The following is a 23,084-nucleotide window of genomic DNA, read 5'->3' as shown; positions in this document are numbered from 1 at the left end:
CATGCACGACGCGATGAAGAACGTTACCTCCCTCTTCGGGGAAGCGCGCGGACGCCGCGCCCTGTATGAATACCGACCGTATGGAGGGCTGGTCACGTCGGAAGGCAACATGGCGCAAGAGAACAAATTCCGCTTCTCGTGCGAATACATGGACGACGAGCTCGGCCTCATCTACTACAACTACCGTCATCTCAATCCGCACGACGGCAGATGATCAGCCGCGATCCCCATCAAGGAGGAAGGCGGCTGAAATTTGGTTGGGATAAGTCGAATAATACGAGCTATTATTCCCCGCGCCGGAGGACAGCCCCCTTGCTGGCATTCGAGGCGAGCTGGCGGTAACGGCTCAGCCAAGAGGAGGAAACCCTGTTATAGGTAGGTTTCCAATCCGCACGACGGCGTGCGATTTCCTCCTCGCTCAAACAGGCGTTCAGCGTGCGGTCCGGAATGGAATACTCAATCATATCCCCGTTTCTCAGCAGGCCGATCAGACCGCCTTCCGCCGCTTCCGGAGAAATATGGCCAATACAGGCCCCGTGGGTGGCTCCGGAAAAACGGCCGTCCGTGATAAGCGCCACTTCCGCGCCAAGACCCTGTCCCATAATGTAGGAAGTGGGGGCCAGCATTTCCTGCATGCCGGGGCCGCCTTTAGGTCCCTCATTGCGGATGACAACCACATCGCCGGACTTTACCTTTCCGGCAAGGATGCCTTCGCAGGCCTCTTCCTGAGACTCGAAAATCACGGCGGGCCCGCGGAAACTCATCATATCCGGATGCACACCCGCCTTTTTCACCACAGCGCCCTCCTCGGCCAAATTGCCGAACAGAATCGCCAGGCCGCCATCACGGGAATAGGCATTTTCCAGCGGATGAATCACGGTTTCATCCGCAATGCCGCACCCCTCCACCGTTTCACCCAGAGTTTTCCCGCTGACGGTCATGGCGTTCAGATGAAGAGCGCCGGGGATCCTGGCAATTTCATGAATGATGGCGCTCACTCCGCCCGCGCGCAAAACATCCTGCATGTGGAAGCGGGAGGAAGGAGCCACCTTGCAGATGTTGGGGGTTCGTCTGGAAATATCGTTGATGCGCTGAAGGTCATATTCCACGCCGGCTTCCCGGGCAATGGCCAGCGTATGGAGCACGGTATTGGAACTGCCGCCCATGGCCATATCAATAGTGAAAGCATTGTCGATAGCGTCACGGGTGACGATGTCCCGCGGCAGGGGGCCGTCCGCCTTCGCCATCTCCACGGCGCGGCGCGCGGTCTTTTTCCAGAACTCCTTTCGTTCCTCCGAAGTGGCCAGCAGGGAACCGTTGCCGGGAAGAGCCAGGCCAATCACCTCGCTCAAACAATTCATGGAATTGGCCGTAAACATGCCGGAGCAGGAACCGGCGCCGGGGCAGGCGCGGCATTCCAGGGAATGAAGTTCCTCCTCATTAATCTTGCCTGCCTTAAAGCGGGCGACAGCCTCAAACACGCTGTTCAGGTCCAGCACGGTGCCGTCCTCCGCCATGCCAGCGGCCATCGGACCGCCGCTGCAGAAAATAGTGGGAATATTGCAGCGAAGGGCGCCCATAATCATGCCGGGGACAATCTTGTCGCAATTAGGGATGCAGATCATGGCGTCAAACGCATGGGCGCTCAGCATCGTTTCTACGCTGTCCGCGATCAACTCACGGCTGGCCAGAGAAAACTTCATGCCGCCGTGGCCCATGGCAATGCCGTCACAAACGCCGGGGAGGTTGAATTCCACGGGAGTTCCTCCGGCCTTGCGCACCTCCTCCTTGATAAGGGCTGCCACCCTGTTCAGGTGAACATGGCCCGGAATCACTTCATTAAAGGAATTGCAAATGGCAATGAAAGGACGGCTTAAATCCTCATCCGTCATTCCGGTAGCACGCATCAAACTGCGGTGCGGCGCACGCTCGAACCCTGCTTTAACTCTATCGCTTCGCATAACAATACAACTGTTGCAATGCAAGTGTATCACATGACGCAGAGAAGAGAAGTTGAATCTGGGCCAGCCTTGCAAAACGAAAATGCCTCCGTTACAGTATGTTTGCATAAGAGAAGGCCTTCACTGACCGGAAACGCCTCCCGGACGGGGAAATGTGAACAAATCGTCACATCTAATATCGGGACACCGCCCTTTCTTTCATCGTAAAAACAGACATGGCAACCATTCTTATCGCTGAAGACGATCACGCCATTTCAGACCTTGTAGCCTATAACCTGGAACGTGCGGGCCATACGCCCCTGGCGGCCTATGACGGTCTGACTGCGCTGGAAGCGGCACGCCGGGACAAGCCGGACCTGATCCTGCTGGACCAGATGATGCCGGGCATGGACGGGCATGGCGTACTGAGGGAATTACGCCGGGACAGCCGCACCCAGAATATTCCCGTCATCTTTCTGACTGCCAAGGCCCAGGCGGAAGACCGCATCCAGGGACTGGAACTGGGAGCGGACGACTATGTGACCAAACCGTTCAGCCCCAAGGAACTTGTTCTGCGCGTGGCCAGCGTGCTGAAACGGTGCGAGCGCACCCCCGGCAGCGTCATTGCGGAATACGGCCCCTTCACTTTTGACAAAAACGCCCTCAAATTCTATATCGACAAGGAGGAAGCAGACCTGACGGCCACGGAATTCAAGCTCATGATCCATATGGTTGAACGGGAAGGCCAAACCTTGAACCGCAATGACCTGCTCAGTTGCGTATGGGGGTACAGCCACCAGGCCCAGAGCCGTACGCTGGACACGCACATGAAGCGGCTGCGTCAGAAACTGGCTCCCTATGCAGACTGCATTGAAACCGTCCGCAGCATCGGCTACCGCTTTACCCTGCCGGGACGCCGCGTCCCGGAAGAAAAGGCTTAACGCTCCAGTTCCATGTCGGCCATCGACTACATCCTGACCATCCTTATTCTGGCCTCCCTGTACTTGAATTGGCATCTGGTTCAGGTATGCCGGTCCGCTATGAAAGCCCGGAAAAAAGCCTTGCGGGACGCCCAACGCCTGCTGAAGCGTGGGGAAGAAGCGCAGGAACAGGCCATCGCGGACAAACGGCTCCTCCTGGAAGCTTTGGGAGAGGCCTTCCTGCTCATCGGTCCATCCGGACATATCACGCTGGCTAACACGCTGGCCAAAGAACTTTTTCAGGAAGAAAAGCTGGAAGGGCGCAAAGCGGGGGCGCTGGTCTGCAACCAGGAACTGCTGGGGCATGTTCAGGAAGCATTCGACACGGACGGTCCCGTCACCAAGGAATTCACGCTGAGCGCCGCCAATTCCCCCGGCGGAGTGCAAAACGGCATCACGGCGTGGCATCTGGACAGCGCCATCACGGACGCCCCAATCAGAGAAAAGCGCATCCTGCTGCGCAACATCACGCAGAACTACCTCACCAACCAGATGCGCCGGGACTTCGTGGCAAACGCCTCCCACGAGCTGCGCACGCCCCTCACCATCATCGTGGGATATCTGGAAAACCTGATGGAGGACAATCTTGTGGAGGAAAGTCCCGGTCTGGCCCGCAAATTCATCGGAGTCATGCACCAAAACAGCCAGAGGCTAATGAACATTATTGAAGACATGCTCATGATCTCCAAACTCGAATCAGGCCACAAGGCGATTCTGAAAGAGCAGTGGTTCCGCCTCACCACCTGCGCGGATGATGTCTTCTCCCGCCTGGATTCCATCCGGGAGAAAAATCAGGCCGTCCTGCTCATGGACATTCCCGCGGACTGGGAACTTTATGGAGACCCCTTTTACTGGGCGCAAATTCTGTTCAATTTGGTAGAAAATGCCCTCAAGCAAAACACGGAGCCGGGACTTTCCATTAGTGTGGCCGCCGCCAAAATACAGGATGCCTGCGTCATTACCGTCACGGACACGGGCGTGGGTATTCCCTCGGAAAGCATCCCCTTCCTCTTCAACCGCTTCTACCGGGTGGAAGCCCACCACTCCTCGGAAATCAAGGGAACGGGCCTGGGCCTCTCCATTGTAAAACGCGCCGTGGAAGCCCACGACGGAGCCATCACCGTCTCCAGCATCCCACACCGGAAAACCGTCTTTACCATCAGCATTCCTCTGAAACGATTCCGGGAAGAAAAGGCGGTATAAGACGCCGCTATGAAACAGCCTGACATGGTCTGCCGCTAAAACCGGGGAAAATACATCCTTGCCAAGCCGGAAAAATTGCCTGCGGGATATCCTCCTGTTTTTTCAACCCCTGTGTTATTGATGATGCGCGGGCTCCATTCTCCTTCATCAGCATTATCCCGGTCTTCCTTGAAAGGAAACAGCAATGAAAGACATCCGTTGTTTTAAGCTACCGTCCCCATCTATAACCTTGTTCAATTCCCGTGATGCATCAATCTGTGCACAGGTCTATCTCAGGTAAGCAAGAGCTAAAAAATGATACAAAAGCTGTGTCCATATAAAAAACGGCGTCCTTCCGTGATAAGGAGGACGCCGGGATTTTCCGGAAATCGGACAGACTGCCAGTTTGAGCAGCGAAGCGCACAAACCTTAGGACTTGTAACGCAAACGCTTCTTGTGACGGTTCTGACGCATGCGCTTGCTGCGCTTATGCTTGTTGATTTTTGCTTTACGGCGTTTTTTGAGCGATCCCATGATTGTGGTTCGTTTGTTGTTTTACTGTGGTGAGAAAAAATTTAGTAAACCAGCTTGTTAAGCGGGTATTCGATGATGCCTTCCGCCCCCAGGGCCTTGAGCTGGGGAATGATATCCCTCACGACGGATTCGTCAATGACCGTTTCCACGGCCAGCCAGCCTTCTTCCGCCAAATGGGAAATAGTGGGACGGCGCAGAGACGGCAGAGCCTCTACCAGGCCGTTCAGGGAGGCAGCAGGAAGGTTCATTTTCAGACCCACCTTCCGGCGCGCTTCCAGAGCACCCTTGAGCATCATGACCAGGCGTTCCAGCTTCTGCTTCTTCCATTCATCCTGCATGGTTTCCCGGTTCGCGATAAACTGGGGATAGGAGGTCATCAGGGTGTCCACGATGCGGAGCTTGTTGGCCTTGATGGAACTTCCCGTTTCCGTGATGTCCACAATGGCGTCCACCAGTTCCGGCACTTTCACTTCCGTAGCGCCCCAGGAGAATTCCACATGGGCTTCAATGCCCTTTTCCTGAAGCCAGCGTTCCGTAATGCCCACGCCTTCCGTGGCGATGCGCTTGCCCTGAAGGTCTTCCGCGCAGGTTATGGGGGAATTTTCCGGGACTACCAGCACCCAGCGGGTAGGCTTGGAGGTGGCCTTGGAGTATTGAAGATCCGTCAGCACTTCCACGTCCGCCCTGTTTTCATAAATCCAGTCGCGTCCGGTAATGCCGCAGTCGATGAAACCGTCATTGACATAACGGCCTATTTCCTGGGCACGGATCAGGAAGAGCTCCAGATCGTCATCGTCGCAGGTCGGGCGGTACCCGCGGCTGGACACATACACGTTGTAGCCGGCCTTGCGGAACAATTCCACGGTGGAATCCTGCAAACTGCCTTTGGGAAGAGCTATTTTGAGTTTCTTCGACATGATGGGACGGGAATGAAAACCCACACGGGCCTCATTGTCAAGTTTAGAACCGAATCCGGCCCATTTTACCGGGCCATGAGCCGTTCAATGTCATCAGGCAGCAAAGGAACGTCCCCAAGCAGATCGATGTTTTCCGTTTCCCCGATCAGAACATCGTTTTCCAAACGGATGCCTATGCCTTCCGCCGCAATATAGATGCCCGGCTCAACGGTGAAAACCATGCCCGGCAACACAACGGGGTTGGCTTCGCCCACATCGTGCACATCCAGCCCCAGGAAGTGGGAACACCCGTGCATGTAATATTTCCGGACAATGGGAGGATCGGACGGTTTTTCCGCCACCTGCGCGGGCGTGATGAGCCCCAGCTTGACGAGTTCTCCGGCGGCAAAAACGCGCACCAGGCGTTCGTACTCCGATTTCAGAATGCCGGGTCTCAGAATCTTTTTGGCGTAAGTCATCATATTCAGCACGCTTTCATATACAGCGCGCTGGCGGGGGGTGAACTTTCCGTTCACGGGAACGGTGCGAGTCATGTCGGAGTTGTAATTCCCGTATTCCGTGCCTATGTCCATGAGCACCAGATCGCCGTCTTCGCACCGCTTGTCGTTTTGGATATAATGAAGCACGCAGGTATCCTTTCCGGAAGCGATGATAGGCAGGAAGGAAAATTTGCGCGGGCCACGGCTGATAAATTCGTTGGCCAGAAATCCCTCAATCTGCCATTCGCCTACCCCCGGCCTGATGAACCGGAGCAGCTCCCGGAAGCCTTCATTGGTGATGTCGCAGGCTTTTTTGAGAGCCTTGATTTCTTCCGGCTTTTTGATTTGCCGCATGTCCGCCAAGATCTCATAAACATTCTTCAAAACAACATCCGGGAATTTTTCCTTCAGTTCCTTGGTCATGCGGGCATTGCGCGTTTCCACCGGGCAGGTGCAGCGGGGATGCTGGTTGGCTTCCACAAAGACCATGGATGCGGACGGCACCAGGGCTTCCAGCAGCGCATCATATTCATCGGTCCAGCGCACGTCCTGAATGCCGCTCCGCTCTCTCGCCTGGTCCTGCGTGAGCCGGGCTCCTTCCCAGATGGCAATCTGTTCATTTGTCTCACGCAACAGCAGAATCTCATCCCAGCCGTCCTCCCGGATAGTCATGACCAGGACGGTTTCTTCCTGGTCAATTCCCGTGAGATAAAAGAGGTTGGCATTCTGATGCAGGGCAAAAGTGCCGTCCGCATTCGTAGGAAATACGTCGTTGGCATGCAGAATCAGCATACTGCCGGCAGGCAGGCGGGAAGCGAGTTCTTCACGGTTGCCGGCAAAAAAGGAAGAAGGAAGCGGCTCGTATCTCATACCAACAGCATGCCCCGCTTTTCCGGCTTGTCAATCATGCATCCGGACACGGGACAACCTTGCGCGTTCCCTTGCAGGCAGGAATTCTTCCGACCGCTTCGTTTTTGATTCTTCACCGTGCCTTTTTCCCGTCCCCGCTATTCTTACGCCATTCGCCCGTTCCCTGCCGGAGCGCTCTTCCCGCTCATCATCCATGCCATTGAAGGAAGCACGGAGCCGCCCGGAATTGCCGGAGCCCCCGCCGGGAAAAATTCCTGGCGTCAATCGAATCATGTCTCGAACGCCTGCCGGCCGGATGCTGTCTTACCCTGCATGTGCGGCGCTATTACACGGCTATTCCTGGCTCTGGGAACAGGTTTGGTTTTTTCCTGTTCCAGTTCCCGGACAATGCCCGTTTCCCCCTTGATCACCCATTCTCTTCACGCGGACTCCAGGCAGAGTTGTTTTGAAGGTGTCTGGTACAATCCCTCGGAACAGGCCATCTGGAATTCTCCGAGGCTGAAAGTGTACGTAGCCCCCGTCAATATTGATTACATCAAGGCCGGATTCCCCAAGGAGGCCCCGGCGCTGGCGGCGCAATTCAGAGCGGAGCTGCAGAAAGACATCCGCAACGTGCTGGAAAATAAATCCAAACAGACAGGCGGAAGGATGAAATGGCAGCTGGTTGACCGCCCCGTTCCGGGAGCCGTAGCTCTCAACCTCGCCATCGTCAGGCTGAAACCTACGGACGTGGGCGGCAACATCATGTCCGATCTTGTTTCCCTGGTCTCCCCCCTTCCGGGAACCTCCCTGATCCTGGGACGCTTCATGAGCGGGGACGTAGGCATTGAGGGACGCCTGTCAAATACGAATACGGGCGCCGGCATCATGGAATTCAAAGCCTACAACACGGACCCCATCACTCTGTTTTCCGTCAAGGAATTTGAACGTTTTGCCTTTGACCAACGGAACTTGCGGCTTTTTTCCAGCTGCATTGCCGATATTTTCAAGGCAGGCCCCGCCAGCAATATTCCCCAAACAGGGGAATTTGACCTGGACCCGTTTTAAACGGCCTTTCCGGACGATTCCTTTCCGTCTTTCTTTTCAGGTTCATAGAAAACGCATTCCTGAACCGTCTGCCTGGTCTTGAAGGCATATGCAAAGAAAGCGACGCCCACCAGCACGAGGAAAACGGAAAGGAACTGCCCGCGGGTCAATCCCATGGAGAAAGGAGAATCCGGTTCCCGGTACTCTTCGCAAATAATTCTGCCCGCAGCATAAAGAACGGCAAAAATTCCGCAGAACAAGCCATTCCACGCACGGGGGAACCTTACCCGCACAAACCACAACACGGCAAAGAGAAGCACGCCTTCCGCAAACGCTTCATATAACTGGGAGGGATAACGCGCATGGTCCTGCATCATCTGCCCCACGATTTCCCTGATGGCGGGCGTATCCCTTACCCGGTCGGCCACCCAGGCGGCAGTCATGCGTTCCGGCACGGCTACGCCGGAAAGGGACAGTTTGTCCAGCAATCCGGGCGTTTCATAAATGCGGGAGGCCACCCGGACGAACAAATCCGGATCCTGGGAAAGCTCCGCCGGGAAAATCATTCCCTGGGAAGAGCCGGGCGAAACAATGCGCCCGTACAGTTCCCCGTTGATAAAATTGGCTACGCGCCCGAAAAACAGCCCGACGGGAGCTACAATGGCCAGGCCGTCCAGAAGCGCCGCCCACTTGACGCGGTGCTTCCACGCATAATAAAACGTGTACAGCCCCACTCCAATCATCCCTCCGTGGCTGGCCATGCCTCCTTCCCACACCCTCAGGGCCATGAGCGGATCCGCCAGAAACTGAGACCAGCCGTGATTGGGAATCTGGTAAAAGAGCACATATCCCAGCCTTCCGCCGATCAGAACGCCAAAGATGGCCACGTAAGTGACAAAATCCGCCATCCTGTCCTGAGGGACAGGATACAGTTTCCGGCGGGAGAGCCAGGAAAGCAGATAGTATCCGCAGATGAAGCCCATTAAATAGGCCAGGCCATACCAGCGCAGGGCAATTGAGTCTGTTATCTGCCAGATGACAGGGTCCAGATCATGTACGTAAGCGGTCGGATTCATGAGCGTTTCTTTCAGGGCAGGTAACGGGTAAGAGCTTCCACTGTCTCATGGTCCAGGGAACGGGCCAGAGCCACCGTCAGTTCCACTGCGGCACGGTAGTCCCGCAGATCCAGCACTCCGTTATGGGCATGGATGTACCGGGTGGGAATTCCCAGTACAATGGAGGGAACTCCCTTTCCGGAGAGATGCAGGGCCGCCGCATCCGTTCCGCCGGAACGGCGCACCGTCAACTGGAATGGAATGCCCGCATCCAAAGCCGTTTTTTCGGCCAGGGCAGCCAGCCGGGGGTTGGTGATGGCCGTGGGGTCAAACAGCCTGATCTGCACGCCTCCACCCAGAACTCCTTGCGCATCCCCTACGGCAAACCCGGGGGTATCGTCTGCCGGCGGACCTTCCAGAACAATCACGCAATCCGGCTGCATGGCGACGCCGGCCGTCCTGGCGCCCCGCGTGCCCACTTCTTCCTGAACCGTAGCGGCGGCAATCAGAGTGTTGGGATGCCCTTCCCGGCATAATTCCTTAAATGCCTCTATCATCACAGAAAGGCCGGCGCGGTTGTCGAAGGCTTTCCCCATCACCCGGAACGGATTTTCCAGGGGGGAGAATTTCACGTCCGGCACCACGGGATCCCCCAGGTGAATGCCGAATTCATTCTTCACCTGTTCCGCGCTTTCCGCGCCCACGTCCACAAACAGGGCTTCCATGCTCATAACGCTGTTGCGCTGCCCTTCCGGCAGAAAATGGGGAGGTTTGGAACCAATTACTCCCAGGATGCCGCGACCCGAGCGGGTTTTTACCAGGACACGCTGGCTTAACAGGGTATGCGGCCACCAGCCGCCTATCCCCACCAACTGAAGGAAACCGTTCGACGTTATATTCTGCACCAAGAAGCCTATTTCATCCATGTGGGCAGCCAGCATCACGCGGGGACCGGACCCGCCGCCGGTGCAGAACAGGCTGCCGGAACCATCGGAAGAAAATTCCCCATATCCTTCAAGTTCCTGAACCACCATGTTCCGTACTTCATCCTCATGCCCAGAAATACCGTGGGCCTCTGAAAACTTTTTCAGCAGGTCAGAATCAATCGCCATGGGCCGAGCATGTGAAAACACTTCTGCCAGGTCAAGCCCGCAGCCATTACGCATGTTTTTTTCTTGACCGCCCGGACAGAACCGCCGGAGGAAGCCGCGTCATGTTCCACCCCCGCCGCATGGAAAGAAACGAGAGATTTTTGCTAGCCACAGTTCGGTTTTTGGTGTAACTAATCAGGGAATCGAATTGTGCTATGAAATCCATCCTTAACACTATCACGGTCATGCTGGCTGCGGTGCTTTTCATCCCTGCGGCATCGGCGCAAATCACCAGCAATCCCAGAATGCAGGTGAGGGTCTCCCTGGGAAAGCTGTCCCTGTATATGCGCCAGTCCCCCAACGTCCTGACGCAGGACGACCCCCGGCCGCTGCCGAAACCGAAGAAATGGGCGGATTTTGAAATTCCCTTCAAGGTGGAAGCCGCGCCCATGCCCAAATCCGGCTATATTGACGCCCTGACGTTCAAATTCTACATTGCGGTAGTCAATCCGGACCGCGCGCGCCAGTACCTGAAACTGTATAAGGAAGTCAAATACGTCAATGTTCCGGTGGGAGACGACACATACGCTTCCGTGTACCTTTCCCCGTCCTCCGTCAGGCGCATTACCGGCGTGGAAGGGGGAAGAGGAAAATGGGTGAAGTACCAGGGCGTCGTGGTGGAATATAACGGCAAGATTGTCGCCACTTATTCCACCGAACGCGGCAAGATGGAGAAATGGTGGACCATCCAGTCCCCCAGCATCGTCGAAACCTCTTATTATCCCCTGCTGAACAAGGATGAAACGCCTTTCTCCGTGTTCTGGTACGACCGCTATCCGGAAATTATGAGACCCAACAACCAGCAGGCGGCTTCCAGTTCTGTCCCTGCCCCGTTCGGAACTCCGGCAGAATCCCCGGCGGACGGCGAATAACGTTCCATTCATTTTTATCATTTCATCTTATTTAACAGAAAAATTCACCCATGGCTAATTCACGACAAATCGTCGCATTAAACGTAGGTTCCCAGAGAGTTTCAATGGGCGTCTTTTCCAGGGCTTCCAAAGACGGCCTTATCCTGGACCGCTATGCCACGCGCCTCGTAGTGCTGGATCCGTCAGCGGAAGGCCTGCGCCTGACAAAAATAGGGGAGGCCATCGCCGACCTCGTCCAGGAACTCAATGTCAAAGGAAGCGTCGTCAACTATTCCGTTTCCGGACAATCCGTTTTCATCCGTTTCGTCAAGCTTCCGGCCCTGGACGACACCGACGTGGAACAGCTCATCCGTTTTGAAGCCCAGCAGCACGTCCCCTTCCCGCTGGACGAAGTCGTGTGGGACTATCATCTGCTCCCCGCCAAGGGTCTGGAACGGGAAGCCGTCCTGGTTGCCATTAAGGCGGAAGACCTGGATTCCCTGAATGACGAAATCGTTTCCCACGGCCTTTCCACCGGCCAGGTGGACTGCGCGCTTACCTCTCTGTACAACGCGTATGTGGACAGTTATCCGGATGAAAAAGAGCCGGTCATGCTCATCGACATCGGTGCCAAATCCACGGATCTGATTTACAGTGAACAGGGCCGTTTCTTCACCCGCAGCATCTCCGCGGGGGGGATCTTCGTCACCTCCGCCATCGCCCGTGAATTCAACATTCCCTTCATGGAAGCGGAACGCCTGAAAACCACCAGCGGCCTCGTTTCCATGAGCAACGGGCAAACGGAAGGCCTGGATCCCGCCACGGCCAATCTGGCCACCGTCATCCGCACGGCCATGACCAGGCTGGCTTCAGAAATTCAGCGCACCACCAACCACTACCGCGCTCAGATGAGCGGAAGCGCTCCCGTCAAGGCATACCTGTGCGGCGGCGGAGCGTCCCTGCCCTACACCAAGGAATTCCTGGAAGACAAACTGGGCATTCCGATTTCCTTCTTCAACCCCATGCACAACGTGAGCGTCGGGTCCGGCGTGGACGTGAACGCCATCTCCAGAGAAGCTTTCATCCTGGGAGGATTGATCGGCACCGCCATCCACTCCATCGGGAGGGCTTCTCTCAATATTAATCTGGAACCGACCGCAGTCGCCAAGAAACGGGCCAACCAGAAAAAAATGCCCGCCATCATCGCTGGAGCCGCCATTGCCGTTCTCGGCGCCGCGGCCTATGCCGTCACAGGGTATATGGGCGAAAAAAAGGCGGAGGAAACCCTCGCCGGCGTCCAGCCCATCGTTACTTCCATCAAATCGGCACAATCCGCCCTGCGCCAGAAAGAACAGAAACTGAAAAAACTGGACTCTGCCCTGGCCTCCTACCAGCAGCTCACGCTCCAGCGCTACGGCTACGCGGACATCATCAAGCATCTGCTGGAACAATCGGAACACAAGGATTATCCCTACTGGTTCACGGATTTTGAACCGCTGGCCCATTTCAATCCGGAGGACACCACCCAGATCACGGGCTACTCCGTCATCAAGGATTCCTTCACATCGGACAAAAATACATCCCTGGTGGATGATATCAGGACGGAGGCCTCCGCCAGCGCATCCGGCGAGGATGAAGCGACCGTTTACAGCGTCAATGCCATCCGCCTGACCGGATTCGTCCGCCGCAACCTGGGCGGCCAGAAAATCATCCAGAACCTTCAGGCAAAAATAGACGGGAACAAGGAATCCCTGTTCACCTTCAAGCCCGGAGACGTCAAGCTGGAAGCCCGCCAGATCATGGAGCTGGGAGCCAAGGACGCCAAAGTAGACGCGGCGGCCGGAGCCTTTGTGCCTTTCAAGCTGGTGCTTCCGTTAAAAACTCCCATTCCCGTGAACTTTAACAAATAAGATTACCCAACCCGAACAAGACATATTTTATGAGCAATTGGATTACAGACAACAAGCCCGCCGCCATGGTCGCGGGCGTGGGGCTTCTCTTATTCCTGGGGTTATCCGCGACAGGGTACATCGTCAATTCCAAACGCAGTGAGCTGGACAAAAAAATCAGCATTGCCGCCAAGGAAATCAAGTCCGCCAATGCTGCGGAAATCACTCCGTGCCGTTCATCCAACGAGGATCTGGAAAAGGAACTGAACCGCTATGCCAAGGCGGTGAACAGCCTGGAAACGGCCTACAAGCCCTTCCTTGCATCTTCCGCGCTGGTTCCCACCACGCCCACGGCGTTCCAGAATGAACTGAAAACATTCAGGGATTCCCTGATCTCCTCCTGCAAGAAAAAGAACATTCTCATCACGGACACCTCCAACTGGCTCGGCTTCCAGGTTTACAGCACCCAGGCGCCTTCCGTTCAGGCAGCCTCCACGCTGGGTTTTGAATTGAAAGCCATCAACAGTCTGGTCAACAAGCTGACGGAATGCGGCCTGTCCAAATTCATCAAGGTATACCGCCCCCAGCTCCCCATTGAAACCCCGGCGAACAATCCGGAAGAATCGGACGAAGCCGATCAGTCCCCATGGACTCCCATGCCTTTGGAAATCGCCTTCCAGGGCGACCGGGAAAGTGTATTGAACGCCATAAACGCCATAACCGGCATGCAGGACTATCTGTTCACGATCAACTCCATCCGGATCCGCAACGAACGGATGATGCCCCCACCCATCGCCAATCCGGCGGCCGCCAAGCCTGCCGCTGACCAACCCGCCGCGGGTGCGGCTTCCCTGACTCCTGCGGATGAAGCGGCCGCACCTGCGGCGCCGGCCATCCAGCAAGTCATCAAGCCTTACATGGGCAAGGAGCAGATCTTTGTCCAGGTCTCCCTGAATCTGATCCACTTTAACCAGCCCAAGGCTCAGGAACCGTCCGAAGATTAACCACGGCAACCAACCGCAGCAAATACTTTCAACATGTCTGAAAAACAAAATTACGACAAAATCCTGTTGGCATCCGGAATCGTCCTGGGCCTGGGGGTGGCCGCCTATGGTACGCTGACCCTTATGGGACTGAATGACAAATACAAGTTCCCCATACAGATTTCCGAAAAAACCATTGAACCGCCTCCCGGCATCAGGAAAGCAGCGGAAGTAGGCCAGGAACTTTCCGCCTCCCACGAGCTCAAGCCGATTGCCCAGGAAACACAGAAGTATGTGGGCTTCGTAGCCCCCAATCTCTGGATTAAGGAGGGAGAAATGGAACCCTTTGACATCATCTCCGGCCCTCCTATCCATGGCAACATTCCGAACAAATGGTTCCTGGACAACGGACTGGAAAATGAATTCGTTTACTCGGACGTCCTGACCCGGGACCCTGACAACGACGGTTTCACGGTGGAGGAGGAATATGCGGCAAAAACCCATCCCAATGACCCGAACAGCCATCCGTCCCTGGTCAACAAGCTTTTTGTCGACGAAATCAAGCAGTTCGGTTTCTACCTGGCTTTCACCCAGGCGGACGGCAATGACTTTACTTTTAAGGGCATGAACCGCGCCAAACAGGAAATTTGGAAAAACATTGTCCAGACCAACGGCAAGTTCGGCGCCCGCAAGAATACAAAAGACGAACCCAGGTTCGAGCTTGTCAGCGTTGTTAAAAAGGAATTCAAGAATCCCAGCCTGGACATGGTGGAAACGGACGAGGAAGCCGTCGTCAAGGATTTGAAGCCGACCAAAAACGGACAAACCTACACCATCAGGCGCGGAACAAAATACGTCATTCCAATCATTGATAAGAAAGTAAACCTTACTATCACCGCCGGCCCTGAACGGGATACCAGCTTTGAAGTAGAGGAAGGTTCCGACTTCCGGATTCCGGGAGACGCCAAACAGGTCTACACGCTGAAAACCGTTGATAATGCTACACAGACCGTAACCATTGCCAACAAAGTCACTGGAGAACAAACAACACTGAGCAAGAAAAAATAGAGCCGGATTTAAACTTTTCTGAAAAAAAAGCTTCACAAATCCGAAAAACATGTAAAAAGAAGAACCTAACTATGGACCACGCACCACTTTATCAACCGAAGCGTTCCCTGATTGCGCTGATGGCCATTGCTGCCTCCTGCCCGTTTGCGCAGGCTGGTGATGGCGGCGCCGTCGGAACCTCCAGTGCCTTGGGTTCGTCCTACGCCGGGCCTGGCAGTTACCAATACCAGTCCAGTGCAGCGCGCACAGCCATGGCCCGCCGCGAAGCGCAAACCCAGGAAGCCATGCAGCTCCTTGCGGAAGGCCGCAACCTGTACCGCGAAGGCAAGTACAAGGAAGCCCTGGACAAATACAACGCCGCTTACAACATGCTGCCTTCCGCGCCGATCAACGACCAGCGCAAGGAAGCCATCGCCAACCACATTGGCGACGCCAGCATCGCCGTTGCTCAGGAATATATCAAAGTGGGGCGCTATGACGAAGCTGACAAGCTTCTGCAGGATGCCATCAAACTCAATCCCCGGAGCGCCAAGCTTGCCAAGCAGACGCTCGAATACATGAAGGATCCGATTCGCACGAATCCGGCGCTCACCCCCGAACACGTGAAGAACGTGGAAAAGGTGAACACCCTCCTTCACATGGCCTATGGTTACTATGACCTCGGCGACTACGACAAAGCCATCGCCGAATTTAACAAGGTTCTCTCCATTGACCCGTACAACGTGGCGGCCCGCCGCGGACAGGAAACGGTTAACCGTCGCAGAATGGCTTACTATGCAGCCGCTTACGACGAAACCCGCAGCACCATACTGGCGGAAGTGGACAAGATGTGGGAACGCCCCATTCCGATGGAAGTTCCGACCGGAGCCGACGGCACTGACAACGCGCCGATCACGGACATCAACGGCGCCACGGCCAATCTGATGAAGCTCAAGAGCATCATCATCCCCTCCGTCTCCTTTGAAGACACCACCGTAGAAGACGCCATTGACTATCTGCGCAAGAAGTCCATTGAACTGGACCGCACGGTAGGCCCGAACGGCGAACGCGGCATTAACTTTGTCATCAATGATTCCCAACCCGCCGCCGTCGCTCCCGCCGTTCCCGCGACTGATGAAGACGGCTTTGGCGAAGAAACCGCGGAAGTCACGGAAGCTGCCCCGGCCGCAACCCCGCAGGAAAGCATCCGCACCCGCAAAATCGGCCAGTTGAAACTGACCAATGTTCCCATGCTGGAAGTGCTCCGTTTCATCTGCAGCAATGCCGGCCTGCGCCAGAAGGTGGAAGACTATGCAGTAACCATCCTTCCTGCCGGCGGCAATGACGTGGATCTGTATCAGCGCACCTTCTCCGTGCCCCCGGGCTTCCAGTCCGCCCTCCGCACCACCGTCGGCGACGGCGGCGGCGAAGTCAGCGACGATCCCTTCGGCGGCGGTGGAGAAAGCTCCTCCGGCCTTAAGCCCATGCCCTCCATCCGCAGCCTGCTGCAAAAGAGCGGCATCAGCTTCCCGGAAGGCGCCACGGCATTCCTTGTCAATGGCAATTCCTCCCTGGTCGTCCGCAACACTTCCGGCAACCTGGATCTGATCGAACAGCTCATTGAAAACACCCGCGGCGAATCCCAGCAGGTGCGCATCATGACCAAGTTCGTGGAAGTCACACAGGAAAACACGGAAGAACTCGGCTTTGACTGGATCGTCACCCCGTTCTCCGTAAGCAATGACCGCAGCACCTTCCTGGGCGGCGGCACGAACTACGGCACCGGTTCCACTCCCGACAGCTTTACCCAGTCCCCCGGCGGCGTGACCGGCTGGCCTGTGAACAGCGGCAGCGATACCATCAACGGCCTCGTTACCGGCGGCAACCGCACGGGTGATTACGCCATCACCAAGAACTCCGTGGACAATCTGCTGAACAGCACCAACCGCTCTGAAGCCTCCCAGAAAAATGCCGCTCCCGGCATCATGTCCCTGACGGGCATTTATGACGAAGGCTCTTTCCAGATGCTGATGCGCGGCCTGTCCCAGAAGAAAGGGTCCGACGTTCTCACCGCTCCCAGCGTAACCGCCAAGTCCGGTGAAACCGCCAAGATTGAAATCATCCGCGAATTCTGGTATCCCACCGAATATGAACCGCCGGAACTTCCCAATTCCGTAGGCAATAATAACGGTTACAATAACAATGGTTACGGAAACAACGGCAACCTCGTGAACGGCCTGTTGGGCAATCAGATCCAACCCCAGATATCCAGCTTCCCTGTCACTCCCGCCACTCCCGGCGTGTTTGAAATGAAGCCCGTCGGCGTAACTCTGGAAGTGGTGCCTACCATCGGCGACAACAAGTACATCATCGACCTGAACTTCAAGCCCAGCATCGTGGAATTTGAAGGCTTCGTGAACTACGGCAGCCCGATCCAGTCCACCGGCGTTGGTTCCGACGGCAAGCCGATGTCCCTGACGCTGACGGAAAACCGCATCGAGCAGCCGATCTTCTCCAAGCGGTCCGTTGAAACGTCCCTGTTCATCTACGACGGCCACACCGTGGCAATCGGTGGTTTGATTACGGAAAACGTGCAGACGGTGGAAGACAAAGTGCCGATCTTCGGTGACCTGCCTCTCATCGGCCGCTTCTTCCGCAGCAACTCCGACAACCACATCAAGAAGAACCTGATGATCTTCGTAACGGGTCAGATCATTGACGCCACGGGCCAGCCCGTACGCGGTAATGCCCTTCCCACTGCGGCCGCTCCGGAAAGCGCTCTTCCCGCTTCCGAAGGCCTGCTGCCTCCCATGTAGGCTGCGTGCATAATGTCCATATTGGAGCGGGTGAAAGGGTAATCCTTTCACCCGCTCTTTATATCCCAAAAGCATCTTATCTTCCCCCATGAAAACCTTGGTTGTTACCGGAGGAATAGCCACCGGGAAATCTACATTCATCCGACTGCTGATGGAGGCGGGAGACAAACGCCTGCGCCTGTTTGACTGTGATGCGGAAGCGGGCAGGTTGCTGGACGGCGGTACGCTGAAAGAGACACTCTCCGGCGTTTTCGGCCCAGACAGCGTTGACTCCCACGGAAAGGCTGACAGGCATTTTCTGCGGGAGCTTGTTTTCCGGAATCCGGAAAGCCGCAGAACGCTGGAAGGAATCATTCATCCCCTGCTGCACCAAGAATGTCTTGCGCAAATGCTGGCAGCGCGTCAGAATGCGGAGGTAGACGGGTTTGTCATTGACGTGCCCCTGTTTTTTGAAACATCGGCGCGCTATTGCCAAGATGCCGTGTGCGTGGTGGCTGTTTCCAGGGAAACGCAGAAAACCCGCCTGGCTCTCAGGAATGGATTCCGGGAGGATATGATTGAAGCCATTCTGGCGGCCCAGCACCCCATAATGGAAAAAGTGGCTGCGGCCGACTTCGTCATCTGGAATGAAGGCCCCCCGGACCTGCTCTGCAAGCAAACCCAAAGACTCTACCAACATTTTTTTCATGACTGAAGAACTCGACAATACTCCTTCCCCCGCCGGGGATCTTCCGCAGGAAGCTCACCCCAAGCCCCTCCCCGCTCCGGAAGAAACAGCCGGGGAACAGCCGGCTGCCGCCCCGGAGGAAAACAGTGGAACCGCAGTCCGGGAGGAAGAAGCGGCAGCTCCTGTTCTGGAGCAGATTGATATCAATGAACTGCGGAAACGCCCTCTGAACGATCTCCAGGAAATGGCGGAAGGGCTGCCCATCCGGAACGCGGCTTCCCTCACCAAGTCCCAGTTAATTTTTGAATTGGGAAAACAGCTCCTGGCAAAGGGACATGAAGTCGTGGTTTCCGGGGTCATGGAACAAGCCAAAGATAATTACGCCATGCTGAGGGATCCGGTTAAAAGCTTCCGCACCTCTCCGGATGATATTTACCTGGGCGGCAACCTCATCAAACCGCTGCATCTCCGCGTAGGCCAGCAGATCAAAGTCAGGCTGCGCAAATTGCGGCCTCATGACAAGTACCTTTCCGCCTCCTCCGTCATCAGCGTGGAAGGCATCCCTGCGGAAGATTACCGGGCGCGCAGCGATTTTGAACGCCTCACCCCCCTTTTCCCCAAGGAACGCCTTCTTCTGGAAAACAAGGGGGTCAATTCCGCCGCCATGCGCGTGCTGGATCTCATGACGCCCTTCGGCAAAGGGCAGCGCGGCCTGATTGTGGCCCCCCCGCGCGGCGGGAAAACCGTTCTTCTGAAAACAATCGCCCGTTCCATCAGAGCCAACTACCCGGAAGTGGAACTGATTGTGCTGTTGCTGGACGAACGCCCGGAGGAAGTAACGGATTTTGAAGAAACCGTGGACGCTCCGGTATACGCCTCCACCTTTGACGAACCTTCCCGGCGCCATGCCCAGGTTTCCGACCTGGTTATCGAACGCGCCAAACGTCTGGTGGAAATGGGCAAAGACGTCGTCATCCTGCTGGATTCCCTCACCCGGCTGGCCCGCGGCTACAATGCCAACCAGACGGGGGGACGCATCATGTCCGGCGGCCTGGGTGCCAATGCGTTGGAAAAACCGCGCAAATTCTTTTCCGCGGCGCGCAATGTGGAAGAAGGCGGCAGCCTGACCATCATCGCCACATGCCTGGTGGATACGGAATCAAGAATGGACGAAGTGATTTTTGAAGAATTCAAGGGAACGGGCAATCTGGAAATCCGCCTGGACCGGGAACTTTCCGAACGGCGCATTTATCCGGCCATTTCCCTTTCCCAGAGCGGCACCCGCAATGACGACAGGCTGTATAACGAACAGGAGTTCGTCAAAATCATGCAATTGCGCCGTCAGCTCGCCATGAAACCGGGCTGGGAAGGCCTTCAGGCCCTCCTGCAAAATATCTCCAAGACCCAGAATAACGCGGAACTTCTGCTGACGGGGCTGCGGTAGGATTTTCTGTCCGAGCCTGCTTTTCACCGCCTCCGTTCCGCCCGCCGGAACGGAGGCTTTTTATCAGGATATTTTCCGTTATTCCAAGATTCCGCGGCAGCATCCGGATACCGGGATGAAGAGCATCCGCCCATAAACAGGGGGAGGAAGAGAATTCCCTTTCGTCACATGTCCAGTTTCACCCGGAAAATACGCATGGAGTTGCCCACCGCAAGCAGGCAGACGCCCACATCCGCCATCACTGCGGCCCACATCCCCGCCAGCCCCAGAATACCCAGCGCCATGACCAGAATTTTGACGCCCAAAATAAGAACGATGTTCTGCACAATGATGCGCTCTGTGGCTTGGGAAAGCATCATCCCCAGAGGAACGGCCAAAGGATCTCCCTTCATCACCACTACGTCAGCCGCCTGAAGAGCCGTATCGGACCCCACGCCGCCCATGGCAATGCCGATGTCGGCGGCAGCGAGGGAGGGGGCGTCATTCATGCCGTCCCCCACAAAGGCAAGCAGCCCCTTTTCAGGTTGCAGCCGGCGCACATGCTCCAGCTTGTCGGCAGGCATCAGCCCGCAGAATACCTCGTCCATCCCCAGTTTAAGCCCCACCTCTGCCCCGGCGGAAGAAGAATCCCCCGTCAGCATGACCAGGTTGGAAACGCCCAGTTTCCTCAATTTCCGCACCGCGCGCTCCGCTCCCGGCTTGAGGCGGTCAGACAGGCGGAGGCACCCCAGAAGAATGCCGTCCAACGCCGCATAAACGGTCACGCCACGGTCTTCACCCTCTTCCATTTTTATGCCGGCTTCCAGAAGAAAAGCCTTTTTTCCCACCAGAACCAGTTTCCCTTCCACGCGGGCTGAAACACCCCCGCCCGTCACCTCCACGAGTTCCGCCACGCGGTCCGGAAACAGAGTCCCTTCATAGGCCTTCACAATGGAACGCCCCAGCGGATGGGAGGCGGAAAGCTCCGCATGAGCCGCCCAGTACAGCAACTCTTCCGGGGAAACGCCGTCACGGGGAAGCACTTCATCCACGGAAAAAACACCCTCCGTCAAGGTTCCGGTTTTGTCGAACACCACCGTCTTCACCTTCCGCAGGGCATCCAGATAATTGCTTCCTTTCAGAAGAATCCCCTGCCTCGCCGCTCGCCCTATTCCGGCAAAAAAGCCCAGCGGAATGGATAGCACCAGCGCGCAGGGACAGGAAATCACCAGCAGGACCAGCGCGCGGAACAGCCCGTCCGCCCAGCTTCCGCCCGTCACAAGGGGGTAAAGCAAAAATACCAGGATGGCTATGAAAATCACCAGCGGCGTATAAATGCGGGAAAATGAGGACAGCCTCCCCTCCAGAGGGGATTTGCGGCCAGACGCGGCCTCCACCAGTTCCTGGATCCTCGCCAGAGCGGAATGCCGCCAGTCCCGCTCCGTACGCACTTCCAGCACCCCCTGCCCGTTGATGTACCCCGCCAGCACAGGGCTTCCGGCCCCGGCTTCCACCGGCAGGGATTCCCCGGTCATGGCGGAGGTATCCAGCACGGAACAGCCTCCCGTCACCATGCCGTCCAACGGAACGCGTTCTCCGGGACGCACTTCAATCAGGGAGCCGGGCAGAACCTCGGAAAGAGAGACGTCATCTACGGCGCCGGCTTTTTTCACATGGACGGCCTCAGGCCTCAGATTTATCAATTCGCTTACGGACCGGCGGGAACTGCCTACCGCACGTTCCTGAAGGTACTCTCCCACGCGGTAGAACAGCATCACGCCCACCGCCTCGGAATAGTCCCCCAGGAACATCGCCCCCAGGGAAGCAAGACTCATCAGGAAATTTTCATTTATGGCGCGGCCGCGCATCAGTCCCATAAAAGCGGCCTTCAGCACATCCCAGCCTATCAGCAGATAGGCGCCCGCATAGGCGGCCACACCGGCCCAGGAACCGCCTCCCGCCGCCAGAGCGCTGATGAACAGGGCAATGCCCAGCACGGCGGGAACAGGCCTGATGGCGTCGCCAGAACTGCAACGGCTTCCAGAACAGCAGCTTCCGGAACAACAGGAAGCTCCTTCCGGAAGATGTTCATGGGGAATATCCGTATTCATGACCTGTTCCGCTTGTACGCCTGCCGCTCCGGCATGGCAAGCCTTATATTAGTCTAATCTAACAAGAAGCCTGGGATGATTTCTTGTTTTTAAACCGTTCCAAAATCCCCAGCCCCATGAATTCGTCCATCGCCATGGCTCCCGCCCCCAGCAGCCCCGCCTCCGCTCCAAACCTGGCCGGCAGAATTCTCAAATCCTCCATCAGGAGAGGGAACAACTGTTTCCTGAGGTTCTCCAACAGTGGCTTCATCAACAAATCCCCTGCCTTGGCCACGCCGCCCCCGATGATGAAGGCGTCCGGCACCAGCGTATACATCAGGTTCATGATCAGGCAGCTCAGCATTTCCGCCGTATCCTCCCACAATTGGAGGGCTATGGGGCATCCGGACCGGGCGGCCTCGTCCAGATGTCTGGGCGTGCATTCATCCGCCGTCTTGACGATTCCCGCCCCGGCATACCGTTTAACCGCCTCCGCCGCCAGCTCGTTGTTGCCGATGTATTCCTCAATGGCTCCACGGCTGCCGAACGGACCCGTTTTTCCCTGGTAATGAATGCTGGTCTGGCCCAGTTCCGCAGCGGAGAGCCGCCTCCCCCGCAGCATGCGGTCATGCACCACGATTCCCCCGCCTATCCCCGTTCCCATCGTCAGGCACACCAGGCTGGACATGCCGCGCCCGGCGCCCAGCTTCCATTCCGCATAAGCCATGCAGTTGGCGTCATTATCCAGCACGACGGGGAGCCCCAGGGCCTGCTCCATCATCTCTTTCACCGGAATTTGCCGATCCCAGACCCTTACATTGGTGAGCTGGTAAAGCACTCCCTGCTGGTAGTCGCACCATCCCGGCATCCCCATGCCCATCACGCAGGCGGTGGGGAATTGTCCGCGCAGGGTGCGGGCGGCCGCAATCATGGCGTCAATGATTGCCTGCGGACTTTCGAACATGGCGGTAGGGATGCGGTCGGCCGTCGCCAGAATACGATCCCCCACCGTTACGCCCATTTTGATGCTCGTGCCGCCGAAATCCACGGCCAGGGCACAGGGTTCTGAAAAACTCATGGGTCATACTTATGCCACCCATTCTCCGGAATCAACGTAAAAACGCATTCATCCCCACACCTTTCCACGGCATGACGCGCTTACTGTATAAAACACAACAAGCATC

General features: G+C 56.5%; 19 protein-coding genes. 11 read left to right on the top strand and 8 right to left on the bottom strand.

Annotation, left to right across the window (positions count from 1 at the left end):
• The coding region (locus tag B3075_RS10385; RefSeq protein WP_290492093.1) for a hypothetical protein at window positions 1-214 on the top strand (214 nt) is incomplete at its 5' end.
• A gap of 70 nt (window positions 215-284) precedes the next feature.
• Here the strand turns inward: B3075_RS10385 and ilvD are convergent.
• Complete coding sequence (ilvD, locus tag B3075_RS10380; protein WP_290488913.1) at window positions 285-1,961, bottom strand: dihydroxy-acid dehydratase; 1,677 nt, start codon at window positions 1,959-1,961, stop codon at window positions 285-287.
• Window positions 1,962-2,176: 215 nt separating this feature from the next.
• Between ilvD and B3075_RS10375 the strand changes: the two genes are divergently transcribed.
• Both B3075_RS10375 and B3075_RS10370 read left to right on the top strand, forming a co-directional pair.
• Window positions 2,177-2,881, top strand: coding sequence for a response regulator transcription factor (locus B3075_RS10375; RefSeq protein WP_290488912.1), 705 nt, complete (start codon window positions 2,177-2,179; stop codon window positions 2,879-2,881).
• 12 nt (window positions 2,882-2,893) lie between these two features.
• Window positions 2,894-4,123: a sensor histidine kinase gene (locus B3075_RS10370; RefSeq protein WP_290488911.1), complete on the top strand. Its 1,230-nt coding sequence runs from the start codon at window positions 2,894-2,896 to the stop codon at window positions 4,121-4,123.
• 408 nt (window positions 4,124-4,531) lie between these two features.
• Here B3075_RS10370 and B3075_RS10365 read toward each other — a convergent pair whose 3' ends face one another.
• The 3 genes from B3075_RS10365 to B3075_RS10355 form a co-directional block, all read right to left on the bottom strand.
• Window positions 4,532-4,636 carry a hypothetical protein gene (locus B3075_RS10365; RefSeq protein ID WP_012420149.1) on the bottom strand — a complete coding sequence of 35 codons (105 nt, stop codon included), beginning with the start codon at window positions 4,634-4,636 and terminating at the stop codon, window positions 4,532-4,534.
• Window positions 4,637-4,677: 41 nt separating this feature from the next.
• Entirely contained in the window at window positions 4,678-5,553 is an 876-nt protein-coding gene (gene hisG, locus B3075_RS10360; RefSeq protein WP_012420148.1) for an ATP phosphoribosyltransferase, read from the bottom strand.
• 65 nt (window positions 5,554-5,618) lie between these two features.
• A complete protein-coding gene (locus B3075_RS10355; protein WP_290488892.1) occupies window positions 5,619-6,902 on the bottom strand; it encodes an aminopeptidase P N-terminal domain-containing protein in 1,284 nt (427 codons plus the stop codon).
• A 402-nt stretch (window positions 6,903-7,304) separates the two neighbouring features.
• Here B3075_RS10355 and B3075_RS10350 point away from each other — a divergent pair, with 402 nt between their 5' ends.
• Complete coding sequence (locus B3075_RS10350; RefSeq protein ID WP_290488891.1) at window positions 7,305-7,949, top strand: hypothetical protein; 645 nt, start codon at window positions 7,305-7,307, stop codon at window positions 7,947-7,949.
• Here the strand turns inward: B3075_RS10350 and lgt are convergent.
• Together lgt and B3075_RS10340 are read right to left on the bottom strand one after the other, a co-directional pair.
• Complete coding sequence (lgt, locus tag B3075_RS10345; protein WP_290488889.1) at window positions 7,946-9,004, bottom strand: prolipoprotein diacylglyceryl transferase; 1,059 nt, start codon at window positions 9,002-9,004, stop codon at window positions 7,946-7,948. The genes B3075_RS10350 and lgt overlap by 4 nt on opposite strands.
• A gap of 11 nt (window positions 9,005-9,015) precedes the next feature.
• Window positions 9,016-10,095 (bottom strand): M42 family metallopeptidase, encoded by a 1,080-nt coding sequence (locus B3075_RS10340; RefSeq protein WP_290488887.1) that lies wholly within the window; start codon window positions 10,093-10,095, stop codon window positions 9,016-9,018.
• Between the two features lie 194 nt (window positions 10,096-10,289).
• On the opposite strand from B3075_RS10340, the gene B3075_RS10335 reads away from it, so the two are divergent.
• The 7 genes from B3075_RS10335 (at window position 10,290) to rho (ending at window position 19,831) form a co-directional block, all read left to right on the top strand.
• Entirely contained in the window at window positions 10,290-11,006 is a 717-nt protein-coding gene (locus B3075_RS10335) for an Amuc_1102 family pilus-like protein (protein ID WP_290488885.1), read from the top strand.
• Between the two features lie 50 nt (window positions 11,007-11,056).
• Window positions 11,057-12,895: an Amuc_1101 family PilM-like pilus complex protein gene (locus tag B3075_RS10330; RefSeq protein ID WP_290488883.1), complete on the top strand. Its 1,839-nt coding sequence runs from the start codon at window positions 11,057-11,059 to the stop codon at window positions 12,893-12,895.
• Between the two features lie 29 nt (window positions 12,896-12,924).
• Window positions 12,925-13,878, top strand: a complete 954-nt coding sequence (locus B3075_RS10325; protein WP_290488881.1) for an Amuc_1100 family pilus-like protein — start codon at window positions 12,925-12,927, stop codon at window positions 13,876-13,878.
• Between the two features lie 33 nt (window positions 13,879-13,911).
• The gene (locus B3075_RS10320; RefSeq protein ID WP_290488879.1) at window positions 13,912-14,925 is read left to right on the top strand and encodes an Amuc_1099 family pilus-like system protein; all 1,014 of its coding nucleotides are present in this window, start codon (window positions 13,912-13,914) and stop codon (window positions 14,923-14,925) included.
• A gap of 71 nt (window positions 14,926-14,996) precedes the next feature.
• The gene (locus tag B3075_RS10315; protein ID WP_290492092.1) at window positions 14,997-17,720 is read left to right on the top strand and encodes an Amuc_1098 family type IV pilus outer membrane protein; all 2,724 of its coding nucleotides are present in this window, start codon (window positions 14,997-14,999) and stop codon (window positions 17,718-17,720) included.
• A gap of 88 nt (window positions 17,721-17,808) precedes the next feature.
• Entirely contained in the window at window positions 17,809-18,414 is a 606-nt protein-coding gene (coaE, locus tag B3075_RS10310) for a dephospho-CoA kinase (RefSeq protein WP_290488876.1), read from the top strand.
• On the top strand, window positions 18,407-19,831 hold the full coding sequence (gene rho, locus B3075_RS10305; RefSeq protein ID WP_094137359.1) for a transcription termination factor Rho: 1,425 nt from the start codon (window positions 18,407-18,409) through the stop codon (window positions 19,829-19,831). Before coaE ends, rho begins: the two co-directional genes overlap by 8 nt.
• Window positions 19,832-19,995: 164 nt before the next feature.
• Here rho and B3075_RS10300 read toward each other — a convergent pair whose 3' ends face one another.
• Both B3075_RS10300 and B3075_RS10295 read right to left on the bottom strand, forming a co-directional pair.
• A complete protein-coding gene (locus tag B3075_RS10300; RefSeq protein WP_290488875.1) occupies window positions 19,996-21,921 on the bottom strand; it encodes a heavy metal translocating P-type ATPase in 1,926 nt (641 codons plus the stop codon).
• A 58-nt stretch (window positions 21,922-21,979) separates the two neighbouring features.
• The gene (locus B3075_RS10295; RefSeq protein ID WP_290488874.1) at window positions 21,980-22,978 is read right to left on the bottom strand and encodes an ROK family protein; all 999 of its coding nucleotides are present in this window, start codon (window positions 22,976-22,978) and stop codon (window positions 21,980-21,982) included.
• Window positions 22,979-23,084: the final 106 nt, after the last annotated feature.

This window comes from Akkermansia sp. UBA7090 (assembly GCF_002493465.1).
Classification (GTDB): Bacteria; Verrucomicrobiota; Verrucomicrobiia; order Verrucomicrobiales; family Akkermansiaceae; genus Akkermansia; species Akkermansia muciniphila_A.
The sequence above is the reverse complement of the archived record's forward strand: the minus strand, read 5'-3'. Positions and strand labels throughout refer to the sequence as shown.